This is a genomic window from Burkholderia sp. Ac-20353 (genome assembly GCF_017104785.1).
Taxonomy (GTDB): Bacteria; Pseudomonadota; Gammaproteobacteria; order Burkholderiales; family Burkholderiaceae; genus Burkholderia.
Genome location: NZ_JAAGPL010000014.1, coordinates 55,155 through 79,352, shown reverse-complemented (window position 1 = coordinate 79,352; position 24,198 = coordinate 55,155). Strand labels below are relative to the sequence as shown.

Annotated in this window: 23 protein-coding genes and 1 pseudogene; 18 read left to right on the top strand and 6 right to left on the bottom strand. The window is 60.8% G+C overall.

Going from position 1 to position 24,198, the window contains the following annotated elements:
• Window positions 1–146: 146 nt before the first annotated feature.
• A complete protein-coding gene (locus G3N94_RS07145) occupies window positions 147–1,100 on the bottom strand; it encodes a LysR family transcriptional regulator (RefSeq protein ID WP_205791488.1) in 954 nt (317 codons plus the stop codon).
• A gap of 108 nt (window positions 1,101–1,208) precedes the next feature.
• Between G3N94_RS07145 and G3N94_RS07140 the strand changes: the two genes are divergently transcribed.
• The 10 genes and pseudogenes from G3N94_RS07140 (at window position 1,209) to G3N94_RS07095 (ending at window position 12,028) form a co-directional block, all read left to right on the top strand.
• On the top strand, window positions 1,209–2,720 hold the full coding sequence (locus G3N94_RS07140) for a CoA-acylating methylmalonate-semialdehyde dehydrogenase (RefSeq protein ID WP_205791487.1): 1,512 nt from the start codon (window positions 1,209–1,211) through the stop codon (window positions 2,718–2,720).
• A 198-nt stretch (window positions 2,721–2,918) separates the two neighbouring features.
• A complete protein-coding gene (locus G3N94_RS07135) occupies window positions 2,919–3,719 on the top strand; it encodes an NAD(P)-binding protein (RefSeq protein ID WP_205791486.1) in 801 nt (266 codons plus the stop codon).
• A complete protein-coding gene (locus tag G3N94_RS07130) occupies window positions 3,716–5,449 on the top strand; it encodes a SulP family inorganic anion transporter (RefSeq protein WP_205791485.1) in 1,734 nt (577 codons plus the stop codon). Before G3N94_RS07135 ends, G3N94_RS07130 begins: the two co-directional genes overlap by 4 nt.
• A gap of 56 nt (window positions 5,450–5,505) precedes the next feature.
• On the top strand, window positions 5,506–6,960 hold the full coding sequence (locus tag G3N94_RS07125; protein WP_205791484.1) for a DUF2252 domain-containing protein: 1,455 nt from the start codon (window positions 5,506–5,508) through the stop codon (window positions 6,958–6,960).
• A 188-nt stretch (window positions 6,961–7,148) separates the two neighbouring features.
• Window positions 7,149–7,370 carry an enoyl-CoA hydratase-related protein gene (locus G3N94_RS07120; RefSeq protein WP_205791483.1) on the top strand — a complete coding sequence of 74 codons (222 nt, stop codon included), beginning with the start codon at window positions 7,149–7,151 and terminating at the stop codon, window positions 7,368–7,370.
• Entirely contained in the window at window positions 7,367–7,927 is a 561-nt protein-coding gene (locus tag G3N94_RS07115) for an acyl-CoA dehydrogenase family protein (RefSeq protein ID WP_346778662.1), read from the top strand. Before G3N94_RS07120 ends, G3N94_RS07115 begins: the two co-directional genes overlap by 4 nt.
• A 20-nt stretch (window positions 7,928–7,947) precedes the next feature.
• Window positions 7,948–8,880, top strand: a complete 933-nt coding sequence (locus G3N94_RS07110; protein WP_205791482.1) for a 3-hydroxyacyl-CoA dehydrogenase NAD-binding domain-containing protein — start codon at window positions 7,948–7,950, stop codon at window positions 8,878–8,880.
• Between the two features lie 309 nt (window positions 8,881–9,189).
• Window positions 9,190–10,125 (top strand): annotated as a pseudogene (locus G3N94_RS07105) (phospholipase D-like domain-containing protein); the annotation flags it as partial.
• A gap of 509 nt (window positions 10,126–10,634) precedes the next feature.
• On the top strand, window positions 10,635–11,474 hold the full coding sequence (locus G3N94_RS07100; protein WP_205791480.1) for an SPFH domain-containing protein: 840 nt from the start codon (window positions 10,635–10,637) through the stop codon (window positions 11,472–11,474).
• A 2-nt stretch (window positions 11,475–11,476) separates the two neighbouring features.
• Window positions 11,477–12,028 carry a hypothetical protein gene (locus tag G3N94_RS07095; RefSeq protein ID WP_205791478.1) on the top strand — a complete coding sequence of 184 codons (552 nt, stop codon included), beginning with the start codon at window positions 11,477–11,479 and terminating at the stop codon, window positions 12,026–12,028.
• A 433-nt stretch (window positions 12,029–12,461) separates the two neighbouring features.
• Here the strand turns inward: G3N94_RS07095 and aroQ are convergent, their stop codons facing one another.
• From aroQ to G3N94_RS07080, 3 genes are read right to left on the bottom strand one after another with little or no spacing between them, the layout of a single operon-like run.
• On the bottom strand, window positions 12,462–12,911 hold the full coding sequence (gene aroQ / locus G3N94_RS07090; RefSeq protein WP_205791476.1) for a type II 3-dehydroquinate dehydratase: 450 nt from the start codon (window positions 12,909–12,911) through the stop codon (window positions 12,462–12,464).
• A 25-nt stretch (window positions 12,912–12,936) separates the two neighbouring features.
• Window positions 12,937–13,989: a Gfo/Idh/MocA family oxidoreductase gene (locus G3N94_RS07085; protein ID WP_205791475.1), complete on the bottom strand. Its 1,053-nt coding sequence runs from the start codon at window positions 13,987–13,989 to the stop codon at window positions 12,937–12,939.
• A gap of 25 nt (window positions 13,990–14,014) precedes the next feature.
• Entirely contained in the window at window positions 14,015–15,421 is a 1,407-nt protein-coding gene (locus tag G3N94_RS07080) for an MFS transporter (RefSeq protein ID WP_205791474.1), read from the bottom strand.
• A gap of 74 nt (window positions 15,422–15,495) precedes the next feature.
• Between G3N94_RS07080 and G3N94_RS07075 the strand changes: the two genes are divergently transcribed.
• A complete protein-coding gene (locus G3N94_RS07075) occupies window positions 15,496–16,464 on the top strand; it encodes a LysR substrate-binding domain-containing protein (protein ID WP_205791473.1) in 969 nt (322 codons plus the stop codon).
• Window positions 16,465–16,487: 23 nt separating this feature from the next.
• On the opposite strand, the gene G3N94_RS07070 is transcribed toward G3N94_RS07075, so the two are convergent.
• A complete protein-coding gene (locus G3N94_RS07070; protein ID WP_205791472.1) occupies window positions 16,488–17,390 on the bottom strand; it encodes a LysR family transcriptional regulator in 903 nt (300 codons plus the stop codon).
• A gap of 98 nt (window positions 17,391–17,488) precedes the next feature.
• Here G3N94_RS07070 and G3N94_RS07065 point away from each other — a divergent pair, with 98 nt between their 5' ends.
• The 7 genes from G3N94_RS07065 (at window position 17,489) to G3N94_RS07035 (ending at window position 23,396) form a co-directional block, all read left to right on the top strand.
• Complete coding sequence (locus tag G3N94_RS07065; protein ID WP_205791471.1) at window positions 17,489–18,439, top strand: ketopantoate reductase family protein; 951 nt, start codon at window positions 17,489–17,491, stop codon at window positions 18,437–18,439.
• Window positions 18,436–18,828, top strand: a complete 393-nt coding sequence (locus tag G3N94_RS07060) for a VOC family protein (protein WP_205791470.1) — start codon at window positions 18,436–18,438, stop codon at window positions 18,826–18,828. The genes G3N94_RS07065 and G3N94_RS07060 overlap by 4 nt, the downstream gene beginning before the upstream one ends.
• A gap of 2 nt (window positions 18,829–18,830) precedes the next feature.
• Window positions 18,831–19,289 carry a MaoC family dehydratase gene (locus G3N94_RS07055; RefSeq protein ID WP_205791468.1) on the top strand — a complete coding sequence of 153 codons (459 nt, stop codon included), beginning with the start codon at window positions 18,831–18,833 and terminating at the stop codon, window positions 19,287–19,289.
• Window positions 19,289–20,500, top strand: coding sequence for a CoA transferase (locus G3N94_RS07050; RefSeq protein WP_205791466.1), 1,212 nt, complete (start codon window positions 19,289–19,291; stop codon window positions 20,498–20,500). Before G3N94_RS07055 ends, G3N94_RS07050 begins: the two co-directional genes overlap by 1 nt.
• A 7-nt stretch (window positions 20,501–20,507) precedes the next feature.
• Window positions 20,508–21,341: a shikimate dehydrogenase gene (gene aroE / locus G3N94_RS07045; protein WP_205791464.1), complete on the top strand. Its 834-nt coding sequence runs from the start codon at window positions 20,508–20,510 to the stop codon at window positions 21,339–21,341.
• Window positions 21,342–21,596: 255 nt separating this feature from the next.
• Entirely contained in the window at window positions 21,597–22,802 is a 1,206-nt protein-coding gene (locus G3N94_RS07040; RefSeq protein ID WP_205791462.1) for an alpha-hydroxy acid oxidase, read from the top strand.
• Between the two features lie 135 nt (window positions 22,803–22,937).
• Window positions 22,938–23,396 carry a hypothetical protein gene (locus G3N94_RS07035; RefSeq protein WP_205791460.1) on the top strand — a complete coding sequence of 153 codons (459 nt, stop codon included), beginning with the start codon at window positions 22,938–22,940 and terminating at the stop codon, window positions 23,394–23,396.
• A gap of 225 nt (window positions 23,397–23,621) precedes the next feature.
• Here G3N94_RS07035 and G3N94_RS07030 read toward each other — a convergent pair whose 3' ends face one another.
• The gene (locus G3N94_RS07030; RefSeq protein ID WP_205791458.1) at window positions 23,622–24,005 is read right to left on the bottom strand and encodes a hypothetical protein; all 384 of its coding nucleotides are present in this window, start codon (window positions 24,003–24,005) and stop codon (window positions 23,622–23,624) included.
• Window positions 24,006–24,198: the final 193 nt, after the last annotated feature.

Below are 24,198 nucleotides of genomic sequence, written 5' to 3'. Positions count from 1 at the left end.
CACATTATGTGTTGGCAGATGTACCCACGCTTGAGCGGCCTCGGCCGCTCTTTTTTTAATTTGTCGTGCGGTCCTTCCATGGCGTGGATGCGACTCATCCACACCTCTCACGCCGACCGACGAGCGTGGTCTTGTCGACTCGCAGGCTACAGCGGAAACCCCTGCGCGAAGCATTCGCGCAGATGGCTCACGAACAGGCCGACCGCGCGCGGCACATGCGTTGCGTAAGGTCTCAGCACGTAGAGCTGCTCGGCGAACGTGCCGGTAATGCGCCAGTCCGGCAACAGCTGCACGAGCTTGCCGGCCTGCACCGCGGCTTGCGCGGTGAAATCGGGCAGCAACGCAATGCCGAGGCTGTCGAGCGCCGCGTCGCGCAGCGCTTCGCTGTTGTTCGCGGAAAACGGACCGTTCACCGGCAGCACGACCCGCTCCTCCGCCATGCCGGATGGCGTTTTGCGTGGCGCCTTGCGCTCGAACGACCACGCTGCCGCGCCCGCGGAGCGCGGATAGGACAGGCAATCGTGGCCGGCGAGATCCTCCGGCCTGGCCGGCGTGCCGCGCCGGCGCAGGTACGCGCGCGTCGCAACGATCACCGAACGCGTTTCGCACAGCTTCCACGCGACGCATGTGTCGGGCGCCTCCGCACTGTGGCGGATCGCGAGATCGAAGCCCTCGGCCGCGAGCGACACGAGCCGGTCGGATACCTCGAGCTGCACGCGCACGGCCGGATGAGCCTTCAGGAACGCGGGCAGTTTCGGCACGAGCTGTTGCCGGGCGAACGCGACGGGCGCCGTGACGCGCAGCTGCCCGCGCACAACGCCCGCGAGCTCGCGAACGTTCGCGAAGCTCGCTGCGATCTGCGCGTAATGGCTGCGCGTATCCTCGACGAGCTGCTGCCCGGCCTCCGTCAGCCGGACGCTGCGGGTCGTGCGCTGCACGAGGGAAATGCCGGCGGCGCGCTCCAGTTCCGCGATCCGCTGGCTCACGGCCGCCTTGCTGACGCCGAGCCGCGCGGCCGTCGCGGTGTAGCTGCCCTGTTCGGCGAGCATCGTGAGCCAGTGCAGATGCGTCCACAGGTTTTCGGCGTTCTGGATATCCATAGACTGATTGTTCACGTTTGAAAACAATGAATTCAACGATAGCACCTTTGCAGACCGTCGCGCGCTTCCTAAACTGCCTCCATCGCAAATCATCAACAGGAGGACGGCATGCAGGCTTACCAGGACAGCGCGAACGTCGGTCATTTCATCCACGGTGAACGCACGGACGGCACGGGTACGCGTACCCAGCCGATCTTCAATCCGGCGACCGGCGCAGCGACGCGCACGCTGCTGCTCGGCGAGGTGGCCGACGTCGACGCGGCTGTCGCGAGCGCGAAGGCGGCGTTCCCGGCCTGGAGCAACACGCCGCCGATCCGCCGCGCACGCGTGATGCTGCGCTTTCTCGAACTGATGAACCGGCATCGCGACGAGCTCGCCGCGATCATCACCGCGGAGCACGGCAAGGTTTTCTCCGATGCGCAGGGCGAGGTGGCACGCGGCATCGACGTGATCGAGTTCTCGTGCGGCATCCCGCAACTGCTGAAGGGCGACTACACGGAGCAGGTGTCGACGGGCATGGACAACTGGACGACGCGTCAGCCGCTCGGCGTCGTCGCGGGCATCACGCCGTTCAATTTCCCGTGCATGGTGCCGTGCTGGATGTTCCCGGTCGCGATCGCCGCGGGCAATACGTTCGTGCTGAAGCCGAGCGAGCGCGATCCGTCGGCGGCGCTGTTCATCGCGGAGCTGCTGAAGCAGGCCGGCCTGCCCAATGGCGTGTTCAACGTCGTGCAGGGCGACAAGACTGTGGTGGATGCGCTGATCACCCATCGTGACGTGAAGGCGGTGAGCTTCGTCGGCTCGACGCCGATCGCGAGCTACATCTACGAGACGGGCGCGCGGCACGGCAAGCGCGTGCAGGCGCTCGGCGGCGCGAAGAACCATCTGGTCGTGATGCCGGACGCGGACCTCAACCAGGCCGTGGACGCGTTGATCGGCGCCGCGTACGGATCGGCCGGCGAGCGCTGCATGGCGATCTCGGTTGCGGTGCTGGTTGGCGACGTCGCCGACCGGATCGTTCCGATCCTCGCCGAGCGTGCCCGCGCGCTGCGCGTGAAGGACGGCATGGAAGCCGATGCGGAAATGGGGCCCGTCGTGACGCGCCAGGCGCTGGAGCGCATCGAAGGCTACATCGCGACCGGTGTGGAAGAGGGCGCGCAACTCGTGGTGGACGGCCGCGGCCTGAAGGTGCCGGGACGCGAGGAAGGCTTCTTCACGGGCGGCACGCTGTTCGATCATGTCACGCCCGACATGCGCATCTACAAGGAAGAGATCTTCGGCCCGGTGCTCGCATGCGTGCGCGTGAAGGACTTCGCCGACGCGGTCGAGCTGATCAATGCGCACGAGTTCGGCAACGGCGTCGCATGCTTCACGCGCGACGGCCACGTGGCACGCGAATTCGGCCGCCTGATCGACGTGGGGATGGTCGGCATCAACGTGCCGATTCCGGTGCCGATGGCGTGGCACGGCTTTGGCGGCTGGAAGCGCAGCCTGTTCGGCGACATGCACGCGTACGGCGAGGAAGGCGTGCGTTTCTATACGAAGCAGAAGTCGATCATGCAGCGCTGGCCCGAGAGCATCGAGAAGGGTGCCGAGTTCGCGATGCCGACGGCGAAGTGATGGAACAGACGTGTTGCCGGAGACCGAACACGGTTTCCATATAACGGGATTGCCGCCGGTTCGCCGGCGGTTTTTTTTATGGTTCTTCAACATCCCTTCGGGCTCTTGACTATTGACTACGGGCGCGAAAGGGGGGACCGTATCCGCTTGGCATTGGGTTCGCTGTTGTCTCGATCAGACTAACAATCCGAGGTAACCATGTGGATCTTCCGTGTCGATGAGCCTCGTCTCGGGGTCATCCGTGTTAGAGAATGGCGCCGCCGCGCGCGCCACACGATCGGCCTTCTCGTTCTGCTGCTGGGCTGCTCCGTCACTGGGCTGATCAGCCTCGACCAGTCCAAAACATCTGTCCCCAACAAAATGTTTACGGCCCTCTGGGACGGGGTCAACCTCGTCACGACAATCGGTGCCTTCAGCGAGTTCAATCAGCCTCAGAAGGTCTTCATGCTTGTGGCCATGGTCGCGACACTGCTGATCGGCGGATTCGCGGTGTCCAGGCTCACGGGCATGCTATCGGGCGACGATGTGATGGTTTATCGGGAGAACCGGCTCATGGAACGCAAGCTCGAACAACTCGTCAATCATGTCGTGGTGGTCGGATTCCATTCGCTCGGAGAGCTGGTCGCGAACCGCCTGCAAGGAGCCGGAGAGACGGTGCTCGTCCTCGTGGGCGATCAGGAACAGGCCGACCGGGCGGCGGATAGCGGCCACATGGTCGTGCTCGGCTCGCCTGGCGCGTTCGACGACGTGCTCAAGCATGCGCGGCTGGACAGCGCCAAGGCAATGGTCGTGACGACACCCGACAGCAACAACAATCTGGCGATCACACTGCTGGCCCATACGCTGAACGATTCGCTCGCGATTTCAGTACCCGGCGAAAACCCGCTGAGAAAAGGGCTCTTCACGAGCGCGGGCGCAACCAACGTGGTCATCGCAGATGACATCATCGCCAATGCGCTGATCAGCACACTCACGACAGCAGTGGAGGCAGCGAAATGAAACCCGCAGCGCCGACGCCTTCTCATCTGCATCACTTGCCGTTCCTGCAGGGGCTGTTGCCGTTCAATCCTGCTCAACTGCCGCACGACATCATCGCCGGGATCACGCTGGCGGCACTCGGGATTCCCGAGGTGATGGGGTACACGAAGATTGCCGGCACGCCCACGGTCACGGGCCTGTACACGATCCTGCTGCCGCTCGTGGCGTTCGGGGTCTTTGGTGCGTCGCGTCAACTGGTCGTTGCTGCGGACTCCGCGACTGCCGCCATTCTCGCGGGTACGCTAACGGCCGTCGCCGCGCTGGGCAGCAAGGAATATATCGGCCTGACGAGCACCGTTGCGTTGACGGTGGCCGTAATGCTGGTGATCGCGCGCATCTTTCGTCTGGGTTTTCTGGCCGACTTTCTTTCTCGCAGCGCATTGATCGGATTTCTGACCGGCGTGGGCGTCCAGGTCGCGGCGGGCGAGCTCGCCGGGCTGTTCGGACTCGAGAAGCAGGGGCATGGCCCGTTGATGCAGATCGCATCCGTGGTGCAGCGCGTCGCCGCGGCGAACTATGCGACAACGGTGCTTTCGATAGCCGTCCTCGTCGTGATCATCGGTGGCAAGCGTATCGCGCCGCGCGCGCCGGGCGCGCTGATCGCGGTGATCGGTTCGATCGTGGCAAGCGGCGTGTTCAATTTCGCCGGACACGGCATCGCGGTAACGGGTGAAGTGCCTGGCGGGCTCCCGTCGCTGTTCGTGCCGCCGTTGCATATGGCTTCGATCGACCAGGTGCTGGTGACGGCCGCGTCGTGCTTCATCGTCATCATCGCCCAGAGCGCTGCGACGGCGCGCGCGTACGCGAACCGCTACAACGAGAAGGGCGATGACAATGCCGACATCATCGGGCTTGCTGCCGCAAACGCAGCGGCGGCGTTCACGGGCACGTTCGTCGTGAACGGCAGTCCGACCAAGACCGAGATGGTCGACGATGCGGGAGGACGCACCCAGGTCACCCATCTGACGACGGCCGTCATCGTGCTGCTGGTGCTGCTGTTTCTCACGAAGCCGCTGAGTCTTCTGCCTGCCCCTGTATTGTCGGCCATTGTCTTCATGATCGGCGTGAAGCTGATCGACGTGAAGGGCATGAGGGAGCTGTTTCGCATGCAGAAGGACGAGTTCGTCGTCGCGTTGCTGACGGCATGCGTGGTGGTCTTCGTCGATGTGATGCACGGCATTCTCGCTGCCGTCGTGCTGTCGCTGATCGCGCATGCGCGCAATAGCTACCGCCTGCGCACGCGCGTGTTGACGCGCAGCCCCACCGGCCACTGGTTCCCCCATCGTGTCGAGCCGAATCTGCTCGCGGCGCCCGGCATCGTCGTCTACCGGTTCGAGGCGGACCTGTTCTATGCGAACACCGGGCGCTTCGCGGAGGAAGTGCTGGAACTCGTCAACGGGGCGAGCACGCCGTTGCGCTGGCTGGTGATCGACGCATCGGAGATCAACAACATCGACTACACGGCGGGCAAGAAATTGACCGAGCTGGGTGCGGAGCTTGACAGGCGTGGCGTGGGCATCGCGGCGGTTGCGCTTCCGACGGGCGTGCGGCATGAAATCGAACGGTATAAGGCATTGCGTGTGGGCGGCACGCATCGCGAGATCTTTGAGACAGTCGATGCAGCGATTGAAGCGCTACGCGATCGTTCGCCACCTGCGTCCGCACCGTCGCCGGGCGCCAAGCCGGAATGAAGCAACGCGAAATGATGGAAGTCCGCTTCGACCTTGAATCGAAAAAGGAGTGATGCGTGCCTGATTCCACTGCCGCAAAGCGCGCCGAAACCGCCACGGATCGCGCTGATCCCCAGACTCTGGCGGCGCAGGAAGATCCGTCAACGCTTTTTGCAGGGCGTGGCTCGTTGGCAGCGCGCGTCAAGCAGGGCAAGGCGGCGCGCAGTAAAGTGCGGCGCGAGAACCTGGCGACCTGCAGGATTGCAGATCGCGATCCGATCGCACTGCTCGACGCTTCCAATGTGGGCCGGGTGAAGGAACTGATACCTATCCGCTATGGGCGGATGGTTGCGGGCCCGTTCGCGTTCTATCGCGGTGCTGCGCCGTTGATGGCGCACGATCTGTCGAAGCTGCCGCATTCGGACGTGATCGTGCAACTGGGGGGCGATGCGCATCTCGCCAATTTCGGACTGTTCGCAAGCCCCGAGCGGCGCATACTCTTCGGCCCCAACGACTTCGATGAAACGCTGCCTGGCCCGTTCGACTGGGATGTGCGCAGGCTTGCCACATCATTCGTGATCGCGGCGCGCGAACGCGGATTCGCGCTGCGTGACCAGCGCGGCGTGGTGCGTCGGCTATGCGAGACCTTTCGGCAACGGATCGCCGAGTTCAGCAGCATGGACACGCTGGACGTCTGGTACTGCCAGTTCAAGGCGGCGAGCATGCTGGCCATTGCCGATTCGATGGAGGAAAGGAGGAAAGAACTGGCCGTGATCGAAAAGGCGAGGCAACAGTCGTCACGTTCCGTGATGACTCACGCAACCGAACTGGTCAACGGCAAGCTGCGCATCAAGGACGCACCGCCTCTCGTGTACCACATCCCGCTGGAGAGTCCGCACGATCATAAGCAGTACGATGCGCTGGTACGGCGCTTCTTCGCCGACTACCGGCTAACGCTTCCCGATGACAGGCGTGCACTGTTCGATCGCTACGAACTGGTGGACGTCGCCATTCGCGTCGTGGGCATCGGGTCGGTGGGAACGCGTTGCTACGAGGCCCTTTTCATGGCCGACGGACAGTGCCCACTGTTCCTTCAGCTCAAGGAGGCGCGGGCATCCGTGCTCGAGGATTACCTGACGCCGAGTCGCTACCCCAATCACGGTCAGCGTGTCGTGAACGGTCAGCGTCTGCTGCAGTCGGCCAGCGACATTTTTCTCGGATGGTCGAAGATGCGCCACACGGGCAACGACTTCTATGTTCGGCAGTTGCGCGACATGAAGGGCGCATTCGACTTTACGACCTTCGACGTTGAAGATCTCGGCGAGTATGCGGTTTCGTGCGCGCATGCGCTGGCCCATTCGATGGCGAAAGCAGGCGATCCCGCATTGCTCAGCGGATATGTCGGCAAGTCGGACACATTCGACGAGGCGATCGTCCGATTCGCACTCGCTTACGCAGAACAAAATGAGGCGGACTGGTCGGCTTTGAAAGCAGCAGTCAAAGCGGGACGGATCGAGGTCATTCGTGAGTGAAACTCGAGCTGGTCGCAACCGTAAATCACGAACATTGCACTTTGGAATTTTCCCGTCGCTCCTCTATAAATCACTGAAGGCAACGACGGTGCGGGAATGTGCGAAAGGAGTGAGTGACATGAAGTTTTCCTGACAATCGTGAAGGTATCGTGCGCGATTTGTAAATGTCGTGCGGAGTACTAAGACTCATGAAACAGATACTTACCCCAGAATCGTTCGAAACGATTGTCTATGAAAGGAACGGCGCGGTCGCGTCGGTCACGCTGAACCGTCCCAAAGTCCTCAACGCGCTGAACCACAAGGCCATTGGCGAGCTGACGGTGGTCTTTGAAAGCGCCCGCGACGACCCCGATGTGCGCGGCGTCATGATCACGGGTTCAGGCGACCGCGCCTTCATTGCAATCAGGTGAAGGGCTTCATCGTCGAAAACAAGACGACGCCGGGATTTTCGGTCGAGAAGATCGAGCGCAAGGTTGCGCTGCGCGTCGTGCAAAACGGCGTCATCACGCTCGAGAACTGCCGCGTGCTGCGCCTGACCCGCCAGTATGTCGCATGGGAATCCGTCGGCTGCAGCATGGGCGCGTACGAGAACGCGCTTAAATATGCGCAGACCCGCGAGCAGTTCGGCAAACCGATCGCGTCGTTCCAGATGGTCCAGGATCTGCTGGCGAAGATGCTCGGCAACATCACCGCGTCGCAATGCATGGTCGTGCGCCTCGCGCAATTGCAGGACCAGGGCAAGCTCAAGGACGAGCACGCTTCGCTCGCGAAGGCGTTCTGCACGATCCGGATGCGCGAGACGGTCGGCTGGGCTCGCGAGGTATTGGGCGGCAATGGCATCGTGCTCGACTACAACGTCGCCCGCTTCATGGCCGACTCGGAAGCGCTGTACTCCTATGAAGGCACGCGGGAGATGAACTCGCTGATCGTTGGCAAGGCCGTCAGCGGTTTCAGTGCGTTCGTTTAATTTCCTGGAGATCAACTGTCATGGCCAAGCCAATGCAACGTGTCACCATCATCGGAACCGGGGTCATCGGCGCGAGCTGGGCTGCGCTGTTTCTTGCCAAAGGGCTGGACGTGGTCGCGACTGACATCGCCCCCGATGCGAAAAAAAAGCTCGACGATTTCATCGCGGCCGCCTGGCCTGCGCTGGAGACATTGGGTCTCGCGCCGGGCGCATCACCGGCGATGCTTCAATTCACTGACAACTTCGACGAAGCCCTCGCCGGCAGCGATCTGATTCAGGAAAACGGCCCCGAGCGGATCGACTTCAAGCAGGATCTCTATCGCCGTCTCGATCACGCATTGGCGCCGGAGGTGATCATCGCATCGAGTTCGTCTGGCCTGACGATGAGCGAGATTCAATCGGCCTGCCCGAACCATCCCGAACGATGCGTGATCGGCCACCCGTTCAACCCGCCGCACCTGATACCGCTGGTCGAGATCGTGGGCGGCGCGAAGACATCGGAAAACACCATTCAACGCGTCAGCGAGTTTTATCGCAGCCTCGGAAAGAAAACGATTCGCTTGCACAAGGAGGTTCCGGGCCACGTCGCAAATCGCCTTCAGGCAGCCCTGTTTCGTGAAGTCGTTCATCTCATCGCAGAGGGTGTCGTCAGCGTTGGCGACGCCGATGCCGCCGTCTCGTGGGGCCCGGGCTTGCGCTGGGGAATCATGGGGCCGAGCCTTCTGTATCACCTCGGCGGCGGTCAGGGCGGCATCGAGCATTTCTTCGAGCAGTTCACGGGCCCATTGACGGCCTGGTGGCATGTGCTCGGAACGCCGGAACTCACTCCGGACGTGCGGGCGACGATCATCAACGGCGTACATGAGGAGGTCCAGTCGCGCTCGCTGCAGGAACTCGCCACTTACCGCGATGAGGTGCTGATGGGGTTGCTTCGGCTGCGGGACAACGAGTGACGCCTTTCACCGAGCGCATCTCGAATCTTCCGGGGCACGGCATTCGTCGCGAGCGAAAGCGGCGAGCGTGCCCCGCGCATTGGGTTGGCCGTTGTCAACGCATCGGTGCCGATGACGGCGGTGAGGTGCGGACATGACAAAACTTCAGCGTCTCATCGTAAGCGTTCTCGCCCTTGTGTTGACCGCGTGCGCCGGTCTTCCGCCGCAGAGCAGCCAGCCACAGACTTTTTCGCTTCCAGACAGCGAACCCACACGACTCAGCGCGATCTTCGCGCGGGACGAGCTGAGCCATCCGGACAACAGCGCGCGCATGGTCCGACTGTCCGGCAAGTCTCCGGCGCCTTCGACATGTTCTGGAATGCTGAATCGACTTATTCGATCGAACAGTTGACGGGGCATCCGGCGGAACCGTCCGCGCTGGCCGACTACCGCGCGAAACTGGACGAATACGTCAAGGCGGAGCATGACTCGACCTACGTCGAGCAAGCGCGAGAGCGGCTGACCAAGATCCTGGCAGCGGGTGATGCCGACTTTTCGTGGGGAACGGCCACGCTCCTGTACGACGACCCATCCAAGATCACGCGCGACCCGGCCGACCCGAAGGGCCACCTCATGACGCGGTTTGCGGCCCTTGACCTCAAACCCGCGCATGAGATGCTCATCATCTCGCCTTACTTCGTCCCGGGGAAAGAGGGTGTCGCATGGATCAGCGATTTGACCGCTCACGGGGTGCGCGTGACGGTGTTGACCAACTCGCTGGCTGCCACCGACGTCGTTGCGGTCAATGCCGGATATCAGCACTACCGCGTAGCGCTCCTCGCGGCGGGCGTACGCCTCTATGAGCTGAAGCCGGTTGGCTCGGCAAACGTCAAGGCGCAACGAAAGATTTTCGGCTCTTCAAGGGCCTCGTTGCATGCGAAAACGTATGTGTTCGACCGACAAAGTATTTTCATCGGCTCGATGAATCTCGACCCTCGATCAAGCAGGCTCAACACGGAGATTGGCGTGCTGTGCAACAGTCCGGCGATTGCCGGCCAGGTGATCGATGACGTCGAGCCGCACCTGGACGCGATTGCGTGGCGAGTCGAGCAACGCACTGACGCGAATGGCAGGAGCCGGATCGTCTGGATCGACACCGCCGAGAACGGAACGGTGACGGAAACTGATTCGGAGCCAGGTGTGTCTTTCATGCGGCGTGGCAGCATCTGGTTTTTGGGCCTGCTGCCGATCGAATCGCAGCTGTGAGCGCAGTGGCGCGGGGTGATCGCGGCCTGGAGATGGAACAGCCGCCAAAGGCCGAGGGTGGGAAGAGGGCCGGTGGTCGCCGGGGAGGGCTGGAGCCCCCCCTTTTTGCCAGCTTGCCCCCGAGTCGACTAGCCAGAACAGCGTCTGAAAACACAAACCGGGCGCTTCAATGTTGCACGTTTCCTCAGCCGTCAAGAGGTAGTCCCAGGTCACCGCGAGGGATACCTCGACAGCAGCGGTCAACAGCAGCAAAGCGGCGACGTGTTTCATGGGGGCAGATTTTGGGACAGGCATGCTAACGAGTATGGCATGGGAGTCAAGCGGTGTAACGAATACGATGGGTGTAATGAATACGAAGGCCGTATGCCATATCGGCGAAAGTTCGGTGTCACACATGGCGTCATTTGACTTTCTTCGGTATGGGAATATGCTTTGAACGCCAAGGATCACGATACCCGCTTCGCTATCCGCTTTGCCGTGGAGTCAATGACTGACACAAGGAGCATCGCATGGCCATTACAAGGCAGGTCATCACGTCGCTACAACGCGACGGCACCGATATGCTGGGGACCAGGATCCTGGCAGTCAAGATTGCCGACGAGAGCATCGTTTCAGGCTCGCTGTTGACAGTGGAAAGCAATCACTTCTGCGTCCTGAAATCGCGCGGGGCTGTGCTCAACATCTATGAGACGGGTCAATACGCACTGACTACGCCCGACAAGCCGCTTCTGGGCTCGATTGCTCAAGGCTTTTTCGGCGGATCCTCGCCTTGGGTTTTCGAAGTGATTTACATCAATCGGTCGAAGCTCCTGATTCGCAACCAGGGGATTGCCACGAGTGCGGAAATGGCCGAGATGGCTTACCAGGTCGACTATTACGTTCATATCGATACCAAGGAAGCGGCGCTCGACCTGATTGCACACCTGCCGTTCAACGGCAATTTCATCAATACCGAAGAAGTCGCCGAGTATGCGGGCCCCGCGATCGAACAGGCCATCAACCAGATCGTTCAGGTCACGAAAATGGAAAGCATCAACGAGCACATCACCGAAATCAGGGATTCGGTGAAGATGCACCTTTCCGATTTTCTGAAAACCTTCGGCATCCTGCTGAACGACGTCAAGGTGTTGATCGTGCCGAAGGACGAACGGATGCGCGAACTGATATCGCTGCAGGCCATTGGTCTCACGCCGATCGAGGCCGTTCGCTATTATCTTGCGCTACGGATGGCCGAAAAAGGTCTTGTATCCGCACCCAACGCTGCGGCAGGCGTGCCGTTCCAGATCGGTGGTCCGGCTACCGGAGTTTATCCATTAGGATCCGATACCGGGCTTTCCACAAATACCTGACCATGGATTCGGGATTCTACGACGAAGGCGTACTCCGGCAGACAGCGATCAACTTGTTCTACGGCTGGGGCTACAACTTCTACAAGATCGAGAACCAGCTGCGCGCTGACGATCAACTCGTGCGCAGTAAGGCGGCATGGCTGCTCGGTTTGGCACGCTCGAGTGTGGAGCGCGCCGATTCCGAATACCGGCGAGCGCATTGTGGTACGCCGTCGCGCGAACAGCCATTTCCGGATCCTGCAGCCACGTCGGCGTCCCGGCAGCTTGAACGGCTGGCTGTCGATATCGGCATGGTGGGTGGCCGGCTGCAATCGCAACCGGTGCCGGAGAACGACCGTATGACACAACGCTACCGTCGCGAGGCAGACACGCTCAAGGATCTGATCAGTTGCGATGAGCGACTCGTCGGGCAGTGCAACTTGCTGCACGCCATGCTGGATACGCGAAGCGGTGAATGGATGCTCGAGCATCTGGGTGAACTTGGCCAAGGGCTGGTGGCCATCCAGGAAACCCTGCGACGCCGCGATGCGGTATTGCTTGCCCACATCGAATAGGCTTCGCTCGGCCATGGAGCGCCGGCATATCAGGAATACGAATCGCCCGGCGGCCTGAATGTGCGCATTGACGGATCGCGGTTCGCAGATCCAGAACGGAAATACGTGTCACGCGCCCGACGGGCGGTTTCGGATCGTCATCTGCCGTCGGCGTCCACGGCCTCCCCGGGGACGCGACACGGCTTTCGTCGTCGGTCCGGACCCGGCCACAAGCCGCCGTTCGCATGCGTTGGTGGTTGGACATTCAGGTGTCAGCTTTGGCGTGCGGATTCAACCCGTCGATGCAACACACTTGAGGCTGCATAGTAGCAAGGAGTGTTGCCATGAAACAGAGACGGCGGATCTACTATACAGACACCCAGAAGGCGTTAATGTGGGAGCGTTGGCGCACGACAGCAGCCACAGGATGTCGATGCGGCGGACTGATGCATTATCAACCCTTGTTTGCCTCGGTGGCCGCGGCAACCGCTGCCCGCAGCGCGAGCAGATAGCTGTCGAGCCCGAACCCGCAGATCTGCCCTTTCACGACCTCGGCGAACACCGAGTGATGCCGGAATGCCTCGCGCGCGTGGATGTTGGACATATGGACCTCGACGACCGGTACGGTCAGGATGGCCAGCGCGTCGCGAATGCCGTAGCTGTAGTGGGTCCACGCGCCGGCATTGATTAACACTGCATCGACGCGTTCGGAGAAGGCCTTGTGAATGCGTTCGCACATCTCGCCTTCATGATTCGTCTGGAAGCTGTCGACCTCGACGTTCAACTCGCGGCCGAGCGCTTTGAGCTTATCGTCGATTTCGGTCAATGTAATCGTCCCGTACTGAACCGGGTCGCGCTTGCCGAACATGTTGTGGTTGATGCCGTGAAGCATGAGTACTTTCATTTCAATCTCTCTTCTATGTTGATTTTCAGTCACGCGGCAGTTCGACGATGGTGCCTTGCATTGCCGCAGTCACAATGGCTTCGGTGATTCGCAGGTTCTTGAGGCCATCGCGGGCCGATACCAAGGGTGCCACCTCACCGCGAGCGACCGCGCCGAAGTGTTCCATCTGATGCTTGATGGGGTCGTCACGCACCATGCCGACCACGCCTACCTCGAACGGCTTCCACCAGGAGCGGTCTTCGTGTCGCGGATACGTTTTAAGACGCATCGTCGGAATCGCGAAGCTCCCATTCGTGCCTGCAACGAGGTAACAGTCTTCGTCGTCGTAGGTAGGATAGGCCTTATTTTCCTGCGAGGTTTGCTCCCAGCTGCGAGCACTAGCCGCCGTGTCCGACAGCATGAACGTACCGAGCGCACCACTTTCGAAACGAAGGTTGATTGCAACCGTGTCTTCGACCGGGAAATCTCTGGTTGCGTGCGACTTGAATGCCTGCACCGCGACGATGTCACCGCAAAGCATGCGGAGGTTGTGCACTTCGTGAATCATGTTCAGCAGAATCGGGCCGGCGCCGATTTCGCGACGCCACGGGGCGTCGACGTAGTAGTGGTCGGGTTTCACAAACATCGCCGTACCCGTGACCGCAACCAGACGTCCGAGAACTCCGGAGTCGACCACTTGGCGAGCCTTCGCCATGATGGGGCTGTGGGCGCGATGGTGACCAATCAGAATTGGCACACGTGCATCCTCGCCGACGCGGACTAAGGCTTCGGCTTCTGCGACTGTCGGCGCAATGGGCTTCTCGAGCAACATTGGTACGCCCGCCTCGAGAGACAGCTTGGCGTGTGCAACATGCAACTGATTCGGCGTGGCGAGGACGACGCCATCCGGTTTGTCTTTCTCGAACATTTCGTCGAGAGTGGCATACAGCGGCACGTTTTCCTTCTCTGCCAGCGCCTTCGCCGCTGGCGACGGGTCAACGATGGCAGAGAGCATACAGGTGTTGCTTCCGACGGCGGCGCCGATATGTGCCTGTCCGATATAACCGGCTCCGGCGACGGCGATTCGAGTCTTGCTCATGTTGCTGCTCCTCAATGGATTGCGCTCAGGCGCGCGATTGCTCAAGAGCCTGCTGGCGCATCTCCTGGTACTCAGGTTTTCCGATGGGGCTTGCGTCAGGCTTGCCCAAATCGTTCAACGGAATTCGATACGTCTCACGAGCGCTCCAGGCTGCCACCGCCGACACAATCGTGATGACCAATGTAACGACTCCAATGGTCGTCGGGATGCCGGATGCGCCTGGAGGGGCCACTGCCGCGAACAGAGCGGGCAGGAGTGCCGTCAGTGCGGTACCAACGTTTTGAGCGATTGCTACCGCTGTGACGCGGGTGCGCGTCGGGAAGAGTTCCGGGTACAGGCTGGGGAAAATCGCGTTATAACCTTGGTAGACGACACCCCACATCAGCAGTGACATGCCTATTGCGAGCGGAACACTCTTGATGCTGATTGCGTACAGGTAGGCGAACGACAGCAACCCGGTCACGAGTGCACCGACTATGACAAGCGGTCTGCGTCCAACCTTGTCCGACAGGTTGCCGACAAACGGAATCACGAGGACGGCCACGATGTTTCCCAGCACGGGAATCCAGAGATAGACGTCCTTTGCGAAGCCGATGCCGTAGCCCGGCTGAACTGCATATGCTGCGCCGAACACTGTGGTCACAACGGGGATGACGTTCATCAAGGCGATGCCAACTACGCGAAGCATGTCGCGCCAGCTGTACTTGAACGCATCAACGATGGGAGAACGCGGTACTGCATCCTTCTCGCCTTCCTCCTGGAAAGCTGGCGTTTCTTCCACATTGCGGCGGATGAGGTACCCGGCGATGATGACCACAAAGCTAAGCAAGAACGGGATACGCCAACCCCAGGAGTTGAATGCGTGTTCCGGCATGTAATGAGCCAGGGGGAGGAAAACGGCTGCGGCGAGAATCTGACCTGCTTGCACGCCCTGGAGGGTGAAGCTGGCGTAGTAGCCTCGGCGCCCGAATGGAGCATGTTCCAGAATCATCGAACTCGCCCCAGAGATTTCGCCTGCGACAGCGAAGCCCTGGACGAGGCGCATGATGACGAGCAGCGTCGGGGCGAAAACACCGACTTCTTGATAGGTCGGCAGCAACCCCACTGCCATGGTCGAGAAGCCCATCAGGAACATACAAACGATGAGCACCTTCTTGCGTCCGTGCGTATCGCCTAAGTGACCGAGGAAGAAAGCGCCAATCGGACGCGCTACATAACCGACGCCATAGGTGGCCAACGAGGCAACGATGGCGACGGTGGGGTCACCTTTCGGGAAGAAGATTTGCGGAAAGATAAGCGACGCGGCCGTCGCATAGATGAAGAAGTCGTAGTACTCGAGCGCTGAACCTATCCAACCGCTCGCAGCGGCTCGTCGCGTCTGGCGAGTCGGATGCGCGCCGTCGGCGGTGGCCTTGGTGGCTTGCTGCTTCATTGCCTGTCTCCGTTTATATGAACCGCGAACTAAGACGCGCGGTTTCGTCGTGGAGCAGAGAATAGAGTCAACCGATGCGCCTACAATGCGCGCATCATTCACTTCAATCCTTCCAAATCGTGAACAATGATTGGGACCTCATCGACCTCAAAGTCTTCTGCGAAGTGGCTCGGCGCTCGAGTTTCGTCGCAGCAGCTACTGAACTAGGGATTTCCCCGGCCTATGTGAGCAAGCGAGTCGCGGACCTGGAACGGGCGCTAGGAGTAACCCTGTTCCACCGGACGACGCGGCGCGTTCGAATCAGCGATTCCGGTGAGGCGGCTTACGCGTGGGCGCGCCGGGTGCTGGAAGCGGTAGATGGTTTGAATGACAGCGTGTCGCGAACGGACAGACGGTTATCGGGGCAGCTGCGAATCAGTTCTAGCCTCCGTCTGGGGCGCAACCATCTGTCCCCGATACTGGCGGAGCTGCATCGCGAGCATCCAGACCTGGAAATCTGGCTCGAACTGATGGACAGGCGCGTTGACCTTCTTGCCGAAGGCTTTGACATCGACATCAGGATGGGCGAAGTGTCAGAGCCGCACCTTGTGACGCACCTCGTGGTCGAGAACGCGCGGGTGCTTTGCGCCGCGCCCGAATATCTCGCCAGACGCGGCACGCCGAAGACGGCAGCTGAACTCGCCGGCCACGACTGCCTTCTCTATCGGGAGCGGCACCAAACTTTCGGTGTCTGGCGACTTCAAGGTCCGCAGGGGATAGAAGCGGTGAAGGTAACGGGGCGAATTGGTTCCAATCACAGCGACATCGTAAGCAACTGGGCGCTGGCTGGGCACGGCATCATTCTGCTGGCCGGGTGGGACGTCGCCCCTGCGCTCAAATCAGGAAAGCTGCAGCGCATCCTGCCCGAGTACCGCCAGGAGGCCAACGTGTGGGCGGTCACCGCCGCCAAACTTCAGAGTTCGCCCAAGCTACGCACCTGCACAAACTTCATCATGAAGCGCCTGCGCCAAGGGCCGCACGCTCTGGATACTTCGATTCGATGAGTCTCGCCGCACTGCTGTCGCGCTCATGACGCGCCGAACAACAAAGCAATGACGCCGCGCAACCACCGATTGCCGGCCTCGTGATGGTAACGGGCGTGCCAGTGCTGCCGGACGGCGAAGCGTTCGACCGGCACGGGACAGTTGTAGACATGCAGGTCATTCGCTTGAGCAAGCGTCTCTCCGATGTGCCTTGGGAGCGTGGCGACCAGGTCAGTGGTCTGGACAACAGCACCCAAGCCTAAAAAGCCTGGCAGTTCGAGTATGACATCTCGCTCGATGCGCTCGCGTGCCAGTGCTTGTTCGAGAAGCTGCGCACCAGTCCCCGCCGCGATGGAGATGTGACCTTCTGAGCGATATTGCTTTATGCCGAACCGGGTGCCAATTCTTGGGTGATGACCGTTTGTGAGGCACACCCAATCTTGGTCGTAAAGCTGCTGCTGGTAGATTCCGCCGCTCAGCCAGGGCACATAGCCAATCGCAAGGTCTGCTTCCCCGGATTCCAATGCGCGCTCCGTGTTGCCGTCGATTCGCGCGGCTTCCAGTCTGACACCGGGCGCTTGAGCACGAACGTGCGCGAGCAGTCGTGGAAGTAGCGTGATGTGGCTCGCGTCCGTCATGCATATCCGGAAACGCCTTTGCGCAGTCGCAGGGTCAAAAGCAATCTCCCAGGCGGCAAACCGTCTGAGTGACTCCAGGATTTCCCGACAAGGTCCAATCAAGGCATCGGCCTGCGGGGTCGGCGCCATCCCACCTGGGGTGCGTATGAACAATGGGTCGTGCAGATACTCGCGAAGCTGGCCGAGCCAGATGCTCACAGTGGGCTGGCTCTGGCCAAGTTGCTCGGCGACGCGCGTCACGCTTCTGGTGTCGTAGAGCATGTCGAAAAGGTGGAGCAGCTTCAAATCCGGCAAATCGCTTGTGTTCATGGCGTTATTGAATTCGGCAATGGTCTCATTGTAGGCATTGAATTGCCATTATGCGGGGCAACTCCTATCGTTTGACAAAACACACCACGGAGATGCTCGTGAAGATTGCAGTTCTCGGTGCCGGCGCTCTCGGCTGCGCTATCGGCTCCACACTCACCCAAGGCGGCAACGAAGTCTGGCTGGTTGACGCCTTCGCCGCGCATGTCGAAGCAATGCGCAACGATGGCCTGCTGGTCGACAGCGTGGAAGGTTCCAGGCGCGTCGAGGTTCGAGCCACCATGAATGCAACGGATGTCGGCCCCGTGGACGTAGTCGTCGTGCTGGTCAAGTCCTTCCACACCGATGCGGCGATGCGCGGCGCGCTCGCGCTCGTCGGCAGCAAAACGGTCGTTCTTTCTTTGCAAAATGGACTCGGCCATGAGGACGTGCTGGCCGACATCGTCGGCCGGGAGCGTGTTCTCGCCGGAAAGACTTACGTCGGTGGCGTGCTTCGCGCGCCGGGCCATATACAGGCCGGTGTCTCCGGGAAGCTGACGTTCATCGGCGAACTCGACGGCCAAATCACGCCCCGCGTGAAGGCAATTGCTGAGACGTTCAACGCCTCGGGACTGGCGACCACGGTGAGCAGCAACATCATGGGAACGATGTGGGACAAGTTGCTGATTAACGTCGCAACCGGAGCCCTGACTGGCATCACCAGCTTGACATACGGTCCACTTTACGAGGAACCCTTGCTCAAGGCGGCTTCACTTTCCGCAGTGGCTGAGGCTATCGAGGTCGCCAAGGCAGCTGGTGTCCAGTTGTCCATCACCGAGCCGGAGGAAGCGTGGAATCTGGCGGGCGAGGGACTCGGTCCGGCTTTCAAGACCTCGATGCTGCAAAGCCTGGAAAAAGGTTCAGTCACCGAAATCGACTACATCAACGGGTCGGTCGTTCGTTGGGGTGAGCGCGTCGGCGTACCGACGCCGGTCAACTCCACTCTGGTCGCGTGCATCAAAGGTATCGAACGCGCGATGACCGACCGACAGAAGGAAGCGGAAAAAGTATGAGCGGCGCAAAAGCATATCTCGAGCACGTTGCCATCTGGGTGAAGGACATTCATTGGCACATCCGCTTCTTTGAAGACGTTCTGGGCATGACGATGCGCGAAGTCGATGGGACGGTCGACGCACCTCGTCAGTACTGGACCCTTGGCGGTCTGCAATTTATCAGCGCTCCGGACCATGAAGGCCCCGAAGGGCGGCTCGCTCACTTGGGTGTCATGTGCGATGACCTTGAGCAGGCACTGACGGCAGCCAAGGCCTATGGTGTCAGCGAGATGCCGCAGGGGCGGAACTGGGTGCGTCTTCCGGACGGACTCGCTGTTGAATTTATTCAAGCCAAGCCCGCCATCTGCGTCGCGCAGGCACTGGCAATCAATCCCCGCGCGGAGGCATGAGCATGACTATCGTTGAAAAGTACTGGGACGACGCCTGTGAGGGCGACGAGTGCACGAGCCCGACCTACACGGTCACCAAGGAACGCATCCTGGCTTATGCGGGCCTCACCGGGGACCACACGCCGGTTCACGTCGACGAGGAGTACGCCAATGCAAGCCACTTCGGAAGCATCGTGGCGCATGGCCTTTTCGGACTTTCCATCGCGGATGGCCTGAAGACGCAGAGCGAATATCGCTTTCTGCCTGGCATGTCACTCGGTTGGACCTGGGACTTTCTGCTGCCCATCAAGGTCAATGACGTCTTGCATGTGAAGTTCCGCGTTGGGTCGATGCGCCCGAGCAAGAGCCGTCCGGATTGGGGCATCGTTGTGCTGCCGTCCGAACTCATCAATCAGCAGGACGAAGTTGTGCAACGCGGTGAACACCGCCTCATGGTGCCGCGTCGGCCGGGAGCTTACTGATGCAGGCACGTCCCCTCGAAGGTATTCGCGTCATCGATTACAGCCATTTTCTGGCAGGCCCATATGTTGGCCGCTGCCTCGCTGCGCTTGGTGCGGAAGTCATCAAGGTCGAGCGTCCCGGCAGTGGTGACGCAGGTCGGCAGCATGCCACAGTGCTGGACGACCAGCAGAGCGGTTATTTCCTGCAGCTCAACATGGGCAAGCGCGGTGTCAGTGTGAACATGAAAGATCCGCGCGGAAAGGATTTCATGCAGCGCCTGTGCGATTCAGCCGACGTGTTTATAGAAAACTACCGTCCTGGTGCCCTGGACAAGCTCGGTCTTGGCTACGCCGCGTTGTCAGAGCGCAACCGGCGCCTGGTTTATTGCTCGATTTCGGCCTACGGGCACACCGGGCCGGACGCGCATCGGGCTGGGTTTGGCCTGATTGCAGAAGCAAAGAGCGGAATTATGCAGATGGTTGGCACTCCGGGCGAGCGCCCGCCGCTACTTCGTATATCCCTTGGTGATATGTACACCGGCATCCATGCAGTCGCAGCGATCAACGCCGCGTTGCTGGGCCGTGAGAAGAGTGGCCGCGGTCAGCACATCGACATGGCGCTCTACGACACGCTCGTATCGATGCACGAATATGCTGTGCAGTGCTATACGATGCAAGGCATTTTGCCTGAACAGACGGGCCACGATATGCCTACGTCGACTCTCTATGGCGTATTCCGCGCGTCCGACGGCGACCTGGTGATAGCAGCACAGGTAGACGATGCCTGGAAGCGGTTTGCTGCGCTCGTCGAGCAGGATGGCGGACCGGCGGCCTTCGGTGCCGACACCCGCTTCCATACGCTTAGGGGCCGTAACACGTTCCGGGAAGAGATTCTTTCGGTTGTGCAACCTTGGGTAGCTGCGCACTCCGTTGCAACGGTGCTCGATCTGCTAGACAGCGTCGACGTACCTTGCGCGAAGGTCCAGCGTATCGATGAGGTTCTTAGCGACCCTCAAATCCTGGCGCGAGGCATGGTGGTCGAGCAGCATCATCCGCGCTATGGAACGCTGCGACTGCCTAACCTGCCCTTCCGCTTCTCGGACTGCGATACGACGATCCGCGAAGTCGCGCCGGACCTCGGTCAGCACAACGCTGAGGTCGCCCAAACACTGGGCTTCTCTGCATCTGAGATTGACGCGATGCAATCCGAAGGTATTCTTTATTCAAGGTAATCCGACGATGACTGACAAATATGCGGTAGTTGGCAATCCAATTGGCCATACCAAGTCTCCCCTGATTCATGGAATGTTCGCCAAAGAGGCGCAACAGGACATGAGATACACGGCCATCGAAAGTCCGCTGGAACCGAAAAGCGCCTTTGAAGATGCGGTGCAAGCCTTTGCGGCGGAAGGCGGAAAGGGAATCAACATCACGGCGCCCTTCAAGCTCGAGGCGTTCGCGATGGCCGATGAACGAAGCGAGCGTGCAACACTGGCTGGGGCGGCGAATGCTCTCAAGTTCGAGAATGGGCGAGTATTCGCAGAGAACTTCGATGGCATCGGACTGCTGCGCGATATTGAGGTCAATATGGGCTTGCCGTTAAAAGGCAAGCGAGTGCTCATACTCGGCGCAGGTGGTGCGGTACGCGGCGCATTGCTGCCGTTCCTCGCGGCACAACCCGCTGAACTGGTCGTCGCAAACCGGACACTGCGCAAGGCCCAGGACCTGGTCAGCGAAGTCGGCGATCGTGGTCCGCTGCGTGCCGTCGGCTATGGCGAGCTCGAGTCGATGGGGCGATTTGACCTCGTAGTTAACGCAACGTCAGCAAGTCTGACCGGAAACCTTCCTCCCGTGCCGCCCAGCGCCTTCAGTCCGGATGGGACCGCCTACGAGCTCGCCTACGGAAAGAAGCTCACACCATTTTTGCGGCTGGCGCGCAATGCCGGTGTTCAATACATCGCGGACGGAGTCGGCATGCTGGTGGAACAAGCAGCAGAAGCATTCGAATGGTGGCGCGGCGTTCGCCCGCAAACGCGAGCTGTCATCGACCAGCTTACGGTTCCGCTTGAGTGAACGAATGACATGCCATAAACGCTGGTGCGGCATAAGACGGCTCCGACGACGCGCGTTACCCTTGCATCGGCACAGTCCCGCCGCGCCGATGGTACTGCAGCGTATGGCCCGCTGCCGGAGAGCCAGGGCTGACGACACATGACGGCAGGTCATGGAGCCCATGAGGAAAGATCGATTGTTGTGACGTTTCTGCGCGACTAGCATGGACCGTCCACCGCCGAAAACACGCACACTAAGCAACTATATTCGACAGGTATGAAACGTAAGCTCTACAGCGGCAGGGATTCGCGGCGCGCGGTCGCGATCGCCGACCTTCAGGCGATGGCGCGCCGACGCCTTCCGCATTTCGCGCTCGAATATCTCGAATGCGGTGTCGAAGACGAACTGGGCGTTCGCGCAAACCGGGCCGCCTTCGACGGCGTTCAGCTTGTGCCGCGTACGCTGCGCGACGTATCGCAACGATCGATGCAGACCCGTCTCGCCGGCGACATCGCGTCCGCCCCGATGGCCATTGGACCAACCGGCTTCAACGGAATGCTGTGGCGCGATGCGGACATCGCGCTCGCGAGAGCGGCCGCGCAGAGTGGGGTACCGTTCTGTATTGCGACGCTCGCGTGCGCGAGCATCGAACGCATCGCAGACGCGACGCGGAACTGGCCGGAGTCGCGCCGCTGGCTACAACTCTATCTATTCCGCGATCGCCGCTGCACGCTCGAATTGCTACAACGAGCGCGGGACACGGGCATTACCACGGCCGTGTTGACGACCGACGCAGTCGTCTATGGCAACCGCAACTGGGAAGCGCGCAACTACCGGGGCTTCAAGCGGCCGAACTGGCGCAGCATGTTCGACGCCGCGATGCACGGGCGTTGGCTCGCGAACGTCTATCTACCCGGCCTGCCTCGCTTCGAGAATCTCGACGAGTTCATCGGCAAACGCGCGACGGCGCTGGAAGCGGCCGACTGGATCGAACGTCAGATGGACACGGCACTGACGTGGCGCGATGTCGAATGGCTGCGCGAGCATTGGGACGGCACGCTGATCGTGAAAGGGATACTCGATACCGAGGATGCGAATCACGCTGTGCGCTGCGGCGCGGATGCGATCGTCGTGACGAGCCACGGCGGGCGTCAGCTCGATTGTGCGATTCCGAGCCTCGCCGCACTGCCGGCGGTTGCGGATGCGATCGGCGGACGGGCAGCGATCCTGATCGATTCCGGTATTAGGCGCGGGCTGGACGTGATCAAGGCACGGCGTCTGGGTGCGCAGGGGGTACTGCTCGGCCGCGCGACGCTCTATGGTGTTGCGGCGGCCGCCGAGCGGGGCGCATTGCGCGCGCTCGAAATCTTGCGCAATGAGATCGACAACGGGCTAGCTCAGCTCGGCTGCGCCACGCTCGATCAGCTCACGGACGTTTCGGTCGTCTGCGCGCCGAATGCACCAGCTGAGAGACGGATATAGCAGACGAAGAAAACAGACGGTGCTGGTTACACAGAAGGCGCAAGTGCGTGTAGATTAGTATCTTGTTGCGACCCGCCACTGTGTCTTCGAATCGGTCGCCATCCGAGTCAGTCCTGAAGTTGCACAGGAGCCGGCATGACCCCGAAGCACAGCAAGAAAGGTCATCTCGAAGCCGCGGCGTCACACCACGAGCAGGCCGCGCGACATCACCGCGAGGCGTCGCGCCATTTCGAGGACGGTCAAGACTTTGCCCACGCCGCACATCAGGCGATGCTGGCCCATGGCCACACGTTGCATGCGATCGATCAGGCACACGACGCTGGCGCGCACAGCGCCAATACGCCATCAGTAACGCCTCCATCGACCGGCTCAGGCTTAAGTGCCGCGGACGTGGCAAAACATCATGCGGCGGCCGTGGAGCTTCACACGCAGGCCGCGCAGCATATGCGCCACGCCGTCAAGCTCTTCGATCAGGATCGTAGTGCGGCCTCCCATGACGCACAGGTAGCGCTCTCCCTTGCACTGCGCGCTTTGTCTCATGGCAACGAAGCAGCCAGACTATTTGTCCAGCTCACTGCCAGTGGTGCTGAGTGAGTTAAGGTTGGTTGAACTCAAGCCAGTCACAACTTGTTTGGTGGGATATTCGGAGAGTTGCGGTATCCGTCTATACCGCTTATTGAGCGCACCGAAAGCCGAATCGCTTTCTGCACGGCGTGCACGCCGTGCAGCATCAGGTCGTCGCGCGGATCTACGGTCGTGGGCCTTCCGCATCGATCCGCGCATTGCCAGGTATGGCGTAATCCAGCGTGCCACTCGCGACTAGGCCGTTCGTTCCAGCAAGTCTGTTGCGAAAGACTTCGCATGCTCTACAGCCTCTTGCGCGTCGAGGAATACACCGAGCTGCTCCCAGCGCTCTTCGGCCGCGTACGTTCCTTTCACACCGAGTGCCCTCTGAACGCGCAATTGCGCCGCGAATCTGCCGTCCTCCAATGGTCGAGCAGTCGCTATTACCTTGTGCGGAAGGTCGGATCCTTCTGGCTGAACCAACTCGACAGGACCGCCAGCTACGCCGATATCTTTCAACTCGTTCCTGACTTTGCAGTCCGGGCAGTAGAAGCACCACCCGTCGTCCTCCTGCATGGATCTGACCTGCCCGCGCGCCAGCACGGCACGACATTCAACGTTTTCGCAGATGAACGGCATAGCAGTCTCCGGAGTTGTTTGAAAGAAATCCTAGCATGTCCGCCGACGGTCAACCATCGGCATTGTTGCCGTGCCTGACGCTAACGAAACCCTCAAGCGCGGGCTGGCGAGGTCGCGTTACGCGGCCGCGGAGTCGCCATGATCAGGTATAGACCGCCGCCGATCGCCACAGTAAGTGGTCCGGGTCGAGCCA